The organism is Haloimpatiens lingqiaonensis (genome assembly GCF_901447495.1).
In the GTDB taxonomy this organism is placed as follows: Bacteria; Bacillota; Clostridia; order Clostridiales; family Clostridiaceae; genus Haloimpatiens; species Haloimpatiens lingqiaonensis.
This window is the reverse complement of record NZ_CABDWS010000098.1, coordinates 1-9,215: the sequence shown is the minus strand read 5'-3', so window position 1 is coordinate 9,215 and position 9,215 is coordinate 1. Positions and strand designations below refer to the sequence as shown.

Here is a 9,215-nt window from a genome sequence, read left to right as displayed (position 1 = left end):
ATATAATAGTATATCTAAATATGATTAATGTAACTAAATATAATTAATATAGATAAATATGATTGGCATAACTATAAGAAGAGTATACAAAGTAATGATGCTTTGTATTTGACGGAATTTACTGAAAGGAGTACTAAAAGATGAACTTTCCTAAAATCAAAAGATTAAGAACTATAATGAAATACTTTAAGAGGATAACCATTCCCTCCTTTTTAATATTATTTATAATCATATATTCTGTTTATACACTACAAATTAAAAACCAAAAGGAACTTATAAAAATAAAACAACAAAGGGATGTTTGTTTACTAAAATATGATTTAGAACATGCGCTTAATTCAATAGCCTCTGATTTAAAAATAATAAAGAATTCTAATGAAGTCACTAATTATTTACATAATCCCAATAGTGAAAATTTAGATAATATGAAGAAAATGTTTGGGCGATATGCAGAAAATAAAAAGATATATAGGACAATAAAATTTATAGATATAAACAATCAGCTTGTGGTGGATTTTGAAAATAAACAAAGCCTTGATTTAAACAAAACCTTTATGGAATTCAAAATGGATTTAGAAGATAAAAATAAGAAGAAAATAGGTGAATTAATTGTGGAATATGAATCGGAATATCTTTGGAAAAAGGTACTGGGTTATGTTGAAAATCACCAAGACTTTTCATTTGTTATTATGAATCATAATCAAAAAATACTTACTCAAGGGGATTATAATAATATAGTTATCAATGAAAAACTAGGAAGTATAGAAGAAGAAAAGGGAATATATTATGTAGATACCGCTGATTCCCTTAAAGCAAGTGGGGAAAAGCTTTTTCTGTACGGAAAAGATGCAGGGTCAGGATGGAAGATAATTTCTTATTATCCTAATCATAAATTTAATTCAATAAAAAGAACTTGGTTTAAAGATATTGTACATATAATAATAATCTTTGTAGTGATAATAGTAGTGTTATCATACATGAGTGCTGTTATAATTTACAAGAGAAAAAAGGCAGTTAAAAGGTTGAAATTGCTCATGAATATTCTTGAGAATTTAGGAGAAGCTGTGATTTTTACAGATGCAAATACCAATATCATATATGTAAATAAAACCTTTTCTGAAATTACAGGATATTCACAAAAGGAAGTTATAGGTCTTAAAACCTCTTATTTTAAATCTGGAAAGCACAGTAAAAGTTTTTATAGTAACATGTGGAATAGCATTGAAACAACCGGAAGATGGCAAGGTGAAATATGGGACAAGCGTAAAGGAGAAAAAAGTTATCCCAAGTATCTTACTATAATGGCTGTAAAAGAAGAGCAGGGAAGGGTTACTGGCTATATAGGGATTTTTAGAGATTTATCTGAAATAAAAAACAAGGAGAAAAGTATAAATAAACTTAAAAATTACGATATAACAACTTCTCTTCCTAATGCAAGTTTAATGAAAAAGATATTTAATAATAAGCTTTCAAAACTTGAAGAATTGGATGATAAAAATATATACGTGGTATCTTTAATTATAATTAATTATGATACAGTTAAAAATAGTTTGGGTATGAGCAGCATTGATAATTTAGCCCTTGAATTTTCTCGAAGAATTCAGGAAGTTTGTAAAGAAGAATGTAAAGAAGAATGCATATTTTCAAGAATGAGCAGTGATGAATTTTTAATATTAATAAAAGAAAAAAAGGATCAAAAGTTAATTTTAGATTTTTCAAAGAGGATAATAAATTCTTTAAAGGAACCATTTTGTTTTGAAGGTAACCCTGTATATTTAAAAGTAGATATAGGAATAAGTGCTTATCCAAAGGATTCAGAGGATATAAATGAATTGGTGGAAAAAGCTAATATAGCCAGAGCTAATGCCAAGGAGCTTGGGGAATACAATGTGGTTATATACGAACAAAAGCTTAGAGATGAATATTTGCAGGAAGTAAATATAGAAAACCTATTAAGGCGAGCCATAGAAAGAGGGGAAATCTATCTAAACTATCAACCACAAGTGCATTTAAAAAGTGGAAAAATAGTTGGAGCAGAAGCGCTTATAAGGTGGAACAGTAAAGAAATAGGCATGGTATACCCTAATAAATTTATACCTATAGCAGAAAATACAGATATGATAATCCCTATAGGAAAATGGGTATTAGAGGAAGCTTGTAAAAACCTCAGCCTGTGGCGAGAAAAATACAATAAGGATATAACCATTGCAGTTAACATATCACCAGTGCAGTTTAAAAAGTCGGATATGTATAAAACCATAAAAGAAACTTTACAAAAATACGCTTTGCCAGGGCATTGTCTGGAAATAGAAATCACAGAAGGGGTATTAATAGACAATATATACGATATACAAAAGCAGTTAAAATCTATTAGAGATTTAGGGGTAAAAATAGCCATGGATGACTTCGGCACAGGATATTCCTCCCTAAGCTACTTAAGAAGATTTAACTTCGACAAGGTAAAAATTGATAGGGAGTTTGTGCAGGACTACCCTGAAAAAGAAGATGGAACCCTAGCAGAGATAATAATAAATCTATCCCACAGCTTGAAGCTAAAGGTTATAGCTGAAGGAGTTGAAACAGAGGAACAACTTCAATTTATGAGCCAAAATTCCTGCGATGAAGTACAAGGGTATTTTTATAGCCCGCCAGTATCTAAAGAGGAATTTGAGAAGATGATAGAAAAAGGTATTTTTATTAACTAAATTAAATACAAAATCATGAGGTTTTATTATTAATACCAGAAAAATGTTAGAGTTTGAATTTTATTAAATATTTTATATAATAAAATATATAGACTATATAAAAAAAAATATAAGGTGGTGGCAGTATGTTCAAGAACAAAAGATTAATTATACTACTTTTTTTATGCATGTTCACATTTATAGGAACTAAAGTAGTATATGGTTCTGTTAATACTAACAGGATATTCGGAAAGGATAGATATAAAACATCTATCGAGGTTAGTAATAAAAAATTTAATTTGGCGGAAAATGTTATCATAGCAAGTGGAAATGATTTTCCAGATTCGCTCTGTGCAGCACCCTTGGCAAAACAATTAAAAGCTCCTATAATGTTAATAAATAAGGAGTTAGATTCAGAAGTTAAAAATGAAATCTTAAGATTAAAGGCAAAAAAAGTATATTTAATAGGCGGAGAAGGGGTAATTTTTCCTTCTGTGGAAAAAGAGCTTAAGAATATTAAAGTGAAAGTAGAAAGAATTAGTGGAGATAACAGATATGAGACAAGCCTTGAAGTAGCTAAGAGGATTAAAACCGTAAATAGTGCTTTTGTAGTGCTGGGACAAGATTTTCCAGATGCCGTATCTATAGGATCTATAGCTGCTAGAGACTCTGCACCTATAATATTGTCAGAGAATAATTCGATAGATGCTAAAAGCATTGAGTACATAAAAAGTAAAGGTTTTTCTGATGTATATGTAATAAGTGGTCCCAAGGTAATATCGGATTCGGTGTTTAATAAAATACCTAGGGCTGAAAGAATTTATGGCAAAGATAGGTATGAAACCAACTACAAAGTAGTGGAAAAGTTTATGAATCAAAATTTAAATAATGTATACATAACTAGTGGTGTGAATTTTCCGGATGCCATAGTAGCTTCAGCAGCGGCTGCCAATGATGGTACTTTCGTTGCTTTGTGTAATAATGATATAAATGCTGATATGGGTAAATTTTTAAGAAATAGATTAACAGAAGGAGCATACATAAATATATTGGGTGGAGAAAAAGTTGTTTCAAACAATATTATAGATAGAATATTTATGATTAGAAAAAAAATATGTATAGATCCAGGACACGGAGGATACGATTCTGGAGCTGTAGGTCCTACTGGATTAAAAGAAAAAGATGTTACTTTAGCAGTGGCATTAAAATTAGGAAAGATACTATCTGATAAGGGAATTGATGTAGTATATACCAGAACTAGTGACAAGGTATATTGGCAATCAAATGAATCTGAAGATTTAAAAGCACGAGTAAATATTGCTAGAGAATCAGGGGCAGATTATTTTGTAAGTATACACTGTAATGCTTTTAATAGTGCGGCAAAGGGAATAGAAACATATTTTTCATTAAATAATAATCAAAATGGAGAGAGTAAGAAGTTGGCAGAAGCTATTCAAAAGTGCCTTGTAAATGAAATTGGACTAAGTAATAGAGGCGTTAAAACTGCAAATTACTATGTAAATAAATGGGCATCATGTCCATCTATACTAACTGAATTAGCCTTTATAAGTAATCCAAATGAGGAAAGAATATTAAGAAGTAATACCTACCAACAAAAATTTGCAGAAGCAATATCCCATGGAATATTAAATTTTTTAGGTAAAAAATAATATAAACAAAGGGCTCATCCTAAAAGATATTATGAGCCCTTTTCCTATGCCCCCAGGTCACCTATTCTATTATGTCATTTTGTTTTTTGAAGTGATCTTCCATTTTATCCACAAACAAATTATTATTGTCATCCAAATAAGCAAAAAACACATCCTTTATGTCCTTTACACCCATAAAACTCAGATTATCCAAAAGCCACTTCACATCTAAATTTCGCTTTCTTAAATTTTCATATATTATATTGCCAGTAATCACTACTTCCTTTTGCAAATACATTTGAGAATCATCGTTTTTTAAAATACTTAATTCTCCAGTGGTTTCAAGAATTCCATATCTAACAGTATTTAAATCAAATATATCTTTTTTCCTAAGAAGATGGGTTAAGTCATCTACAGTATAGTGAAACTTCAATAAATTTTCTTCTAAAATTTTACCATTTTCTATTACTATAACCGGTTCCCCTTGAATTATCTTAGATGCATTTCTATTTTTTTCACATATATAGGACATTAAAAAGGTTAAAGCCCCAAATAGGAAAAGTCCTATAAGGTGTTGCCAAGTTTTTTGGTTGGTATCCGTGGCTAGAGTAGCAGCTATAGAGCCAAAGGTTATGCCATTTATATACTCAAAAACAGTAAGCTGAGCCACCTGTTGTCTTCCTAATATTCTAGTTATAAAAAGTATGGAAAAAAAGGCTAAAAAGGTTTGTATGGTTACTTCAATAAATAATTTCATATCACATCGCTCCAATGAATAATTTTTAATTAATTATCACATTAATAATATGATACATATTTTTTCAAATTATACATTTTACATAGCAATTCATTATATATAAGTTCACATTGGAGGAATTAGAAATGGAATTAATAGCGGAGGGCGTATTTACTGTTGTTTTCATAATAGTGGGATTAATTCTTATGACATATCTCCACAAAAAAGGAAAGATATAAAGCACCCCAGTGGTGAAGATTTTTCTAGTTTAACTGGAAAAATCTTTACCACTGGGGTACTGCTATAGCAATAGCTTAAATAAAAGTGGTGCTAAAAATACGGTCAAAAGTCCAGCTATGCCTATGGCAAGGCTGCTCATGGCACCTTCAACTTCGCCTATCTCCATAGCTTTTGTAGTGCCTATGGCGTGGGAAGCAGTACCTAGAGAAACTCCTAAGGCCACACTATCCTTAATCCTAAAGGCTTTGCACACAAGAGGTCCTATTATGGCACCCATAATTCCCGTTATTATGATAACTGCCACAGTAACTGCAGGAATACCCCCTAGTTGCTTAGAGATTTCAATACCTATAGGTGTGGTTATGGATTTTGGCATCATAGAAATGCTCAATTTTGTGTCTAAATTAAACAATTTGCAAAGATATATAATGCTCACTATTCCAGCAATGCTACCAGTGGTTATGCCCACTATTATAGGCATAGCATGAGCCTTTAAAAGATTTATCTTCTTATAAAGAGGCACTGCCAAAACCACTGTAGATGGAGCTAAAAAGAAATTTATTATACTTGCACCTTTATTATAAGACTCCAACTCTATAGAGAAACACTGCAAAAATAAAATTATTAAAGCTATGGAAATTAGTAGAGGATTGAAAAAAGGAATTTTTGTCTTTTTATAAATAAAACTTCCTATTTCAAAAGCCACCACGGAAATTATTATCCCAAACAGGGGATTGCTAAAAAGGTTATTCATTTTAAAACTCCTCATCTTAATAGTTAATAATTAATTATTAATTATTAATTATTAATTATTAATTATTAATTCTTAATTGCTCATCTTCTCTGATGTTTTCTTTAAAATTTGTATAGTAAATCCTGTTACCACTATAACAACTATAGTAGACAAAAGGCATATTAATAAAATGGTTCCCCAGTTTCCACTTAATAGGGACATACAGGAAATAAGGCCGACACCCGCTGGTAAAAAGAAAAAAGCTAAGTTTTTAAGAAAAAAGTCGCTTATTTCTTCTATAAGTTCAAGCTTCATAAGGCCTGTACATAAAAGAACCAACAATAAAATCATGCCTATTACATTGCCAGGTATTGATGTTCTCAAAGCTAAATGAATTATCTCGCCAATAAAATTTATAAACAAGATAATACAAATTTGTCTTAAAATTTTCAAAATATCACCTCGATTTTTTAATCATTAATCACTGCTCATCGCTTACTGCTCATTGCTCAAAACTTTAATTTATCCTATGACTACCTGCCGTAACACTCCAACTTCTAACAAAGTGGGATATAACGGCAGCTACGTCCCTGGATAACGATCTCTAACCTTCAGTTGGAGTAAAAACTCCATCTGAAGCTAAGAGATCTGTTTATCAGTTCATTGATTTCAAGTGACAAAATAAAAATGAACTGTCCTATAAAATATAATAATACTAATTTTATAATATATGCACATTGTATGAAAAGAATAAATTTTCTATTTAATGAAATAAAAAATCCAAAAGAAGAGGGGATGACCTTCTTTTGGATTTCCAATATATATACTGATATCTACTATATATTTACTTTATATATCTACTAGATATCTGCTGGGATATTTACTTTATCTCTATTTTTGGCATTTACTTTATGTCTATTTGGGGATATTACTTTATATTGATTTTGGGATATTTATTTTACCTCTATTTTTGCTAGTTACTTTATGTCTATTTTGGAATATTTACCTTATATCGACTTTACTGCGTTTACTATAAAGTTTTATCGCCTTCGCTCCAGTCTACGGCACACATGCCGCCGGTTTTTAGAGCCTTAAGAACACGTAGAGTTTCATCTACACTTCTACCTACATTCAAGTCGTGAACCACACTATACCTAATTACTCCTTCAGGATCTATTATAAATAAACCTCTCAAAGAAATACCCTCTTCTTTAATCAATATACCATAGTTGTCAGATACAACCTTTGTAATATCAGAAGCTATAGGAAATTTAATTTTCCCTAGATCACCCTTAATCCAAGCTTCATGAGAATATTGGCTATCGCAGCTAACTGCAAGCAGTTCGGCGCCTACCTTAGTAAAATCTTCATATCGTTTACTAAAGCCTGTTATTTCAGTAGGACAAACAAATGTAAAATCCAGTGGGTAGAAAAACATAACTAGCCACTTGCCCTTATAATCCTTAAGACTTACCTGTGTAAATTCACTGCCGTCACCCTTTACGGCATTCATTGTGAAATCAGGTGCATTTTTGCCTACTAATCTATCCATAGTTAAAACAACTCCTTTCTATACTAAAGTCCTAAAGTCTCATCAATAGCATCCTTGTCAAAGCCAAGAATTACCTTGTGATCTATTTGTACAACAGGAACTCCCATTTGATTTGAAATTTGGAACATTTCCTTTCTAGCAGCTACATCCTCAGCCACATTGATATCCTGGAATTCCACATTATTAGATTTTAAATAATCCTTAACCTTTTTACACCATGGACATGTTGGTGTTGAAAAAACTTTTACCATAATTATACCCTCTTTCTCTCCATAATATACTTCTCCGCTGCCAAAGCGGCAATAGTTCCATCGGATACAGCAGTAGTCAGTTGCCTAATGGTTTTTGAGCGTAAATCTCCAGCAGCATAAACACCTTTTATATTTGTCTCCATATTTTCATTTGTAAGCACATGACCCCAGTTGTCTAATTTTATATAGTGCTTAAACAATTCATTATTAGCAACTCTTCCAATATACACAAATACACCGTCAGTTTTTACCTCAGAAAGTTCTCCTGTTTTAACATTTTCAATTTGAACCCCCGTAACTGAGCTTTCACCTAATACATGGCGAACTTCACTATTCCATATAAATTTAACATTAGTTTTTGTAGCAAGCTCCTCTTCATTGGTTTTATTAGCTTGAAGATAGTCGAATTGGTGTATAATATTTAGGTTTTTTGCAAATTTAGATAAAACAATGGCACCTTCAATAGCTGAATTTCCTCCGCCAACCACTATCAAATCCTTACCCTCATAAAGGGCACCATCGCAAAGTTCACAATAGTGGACACCGTTGCCGTGGAATTTTTTCTCCTCAGGCACAGGCAAAAGTCTATTGTTAGAACCTGTAGCCAATATAACCGCATGGGGTTTATATATTTTTTTAGAAGTTTCAACTATTTTTTCTTCGCTGCCTAGCTTCATGGATACTATGTTGTCAAATTCATCAATCTTCGCTCCAGCCTCCAAAGCATGCTTTTGAAAATTGTTAGAGAGATCCTCGCCAGTTATGTAGGGGAAACCAGGATAATTATCCACCCTATAGCTATCTCTAACTTGACCGCCTATGATTTTATTTTCCAAAACCAAGGTATCCAGTTTTGAGCGGGAAGCATATACTGCTGCAGCCAGACCAGCAGGACCAGCACCTACAATGATTAAATCTAAATTAATTACTTGCTTTTCCATAGCTCATACCGAAAGCTAACGGTACTTTTCACTTCCTTCCTAACAGAATATTTAATCTTTTATATTAATTTTTAGTGTATAATCTTAACATTTGTTTTTTGCCATTTAATATTTGATATTTGATATTTGTTCTTTGATATTTGATATTTGATATTTGTTCTTTGATATTTAATATTTGTTCTTTGATATTTGATATTTAATATTTGCTATTCAATTTTGTTCTTTGTTATATTTATATTATATAATAATTATTATTAATTAGAAAGTACTTTTAAGAAATTTTTCATTAATTTATTAAAAAAGTTATATTTTGCAGAAAAAATATAATTTTATGATGAACATATAAAAATATTTTATGTAAAATTAAAAATAAAATACATGAAAATATTTAAAATAAATTAAATAAAAAAACCGATAAAATAGTACATG

The 9,215-nt window shown here is 30.9% G+C and carries 8 protein-coding genes; 2 read left to right on the top strand and 6 right to left on the bottom strand.

Features of this window, described 5'->3' with window-relative positions; all coding sequences use genetic code 11:
• Nucleotides 1-140: 140 nt before the first annotated feature.
• Nucleotides 141-2,705, top strand: coding sequence for a putative bifunctional diguanylate cyclase/phosphodiesterase (locus FGK85_RS13650; RefSeq protein WP_138207528.1), 2,565 nt, complete (start codon nucleotides 141-143; stop codon nucleotides 2,703-2,705).
• Between the two features lie 125 nt (nucleotides 2,706-2,830).
• Nucleotides 2,831-4,354 carry an N-acetylmuramoyl-L-alanine amidase gene (locus FGK85_RS13645; RefSeq protein ID WP_138207526.1) on the top strand — a complete coding sequence of 508 codons (1,524 nt, stop codon included), beginning with the start codon at nucleotides 2,831-2,833 and terminating at the stop codon, nucleotides 4,352-4,354.
• 61 nt (nucleotides 4,355-4,415) lie between these two features.
• Here the strand turns inward: FGK85_RS13645 and FGK85_RS13640 are convergent, their stop codons facing one another.
• The 6 genes from FGK85_RS13640 to FGK85_RS13615 form a co-directional block, all read right to left on the bottom strand.
• Entirely contained in the window at nucleotides 4,416-5,090 is a 675-nt protein-coding gene (locus FGK85_RS13640) for a DUF421 domain-containing protein (RefSeq protein WP_138207524.1), read from the bottom strand.
• A 280-nt stretch (nucleotides 5,091-5,370) separates the two neighbouring features.
• Complete coding sequence (locus FGK85_RS13635; RefSeq protein WP_138207522.1) at nucleotides 5,371-6,063, bottom strand: LrgB family protein; 693 nt, start codon at nucleotides 6,061-6,063, stop codon at nucleotides 5,371-5,373.
• Between the two features lie 72 nt (nucleotides 6,064-6,135).
• Nucleotides 6,136-6,495 carry a CidA/LrgA family protein gene (locus tag FGK85_RS13630; RefSeq protein WP_138207520.1) on the bottom strand — a complete coding sequence of 120 codons (360 nt, stop codon included), beginning with the start codon at nucleotides 6,493-6,495 and terminating at the stop codon, nucleotides 6,136-6,138.
• 577 nt (nucleotides 6,496-7,072) lie between these two features.
• Entirely contained in the window at nucleotides 7,073-7,594 is a 522-nt protein-coding gene (locus FGK85_RS13625) for a peroxiredoxin (RefSeq protein ID WP_138207518.1), read from the bottom strand.
• A gap of 23 nt (nucleotides 7,595-7,617) precedes the next feature.
• Entirely contained in the window at nucleotides 7,618-7,845 is a 228-nt protein-coding gene (locus FGK85_RS13620; RefSeq protein ID WP_138207516.1) for a glutaredoxin domain-containing protein, read from the bottom strand.
• A 2-nt stretch (nucleotides 7,846-7,847) separates the two neighbouring features.
• Nucleotides 7,848-8,786 (bottom strand): NAD(P)/FAD-dependent oxidoreductase, encoded by a 939-nt coding sequence (locus FGK85_RS13615; protein WP_138207514.1) that lies wholly within the window; start codon nucleotides 8,784-8,786, stop codon nucleotides 7,848-7,850.
• Nucleotides 8,787-9,215: the final 429 nt, after the last annotated feature.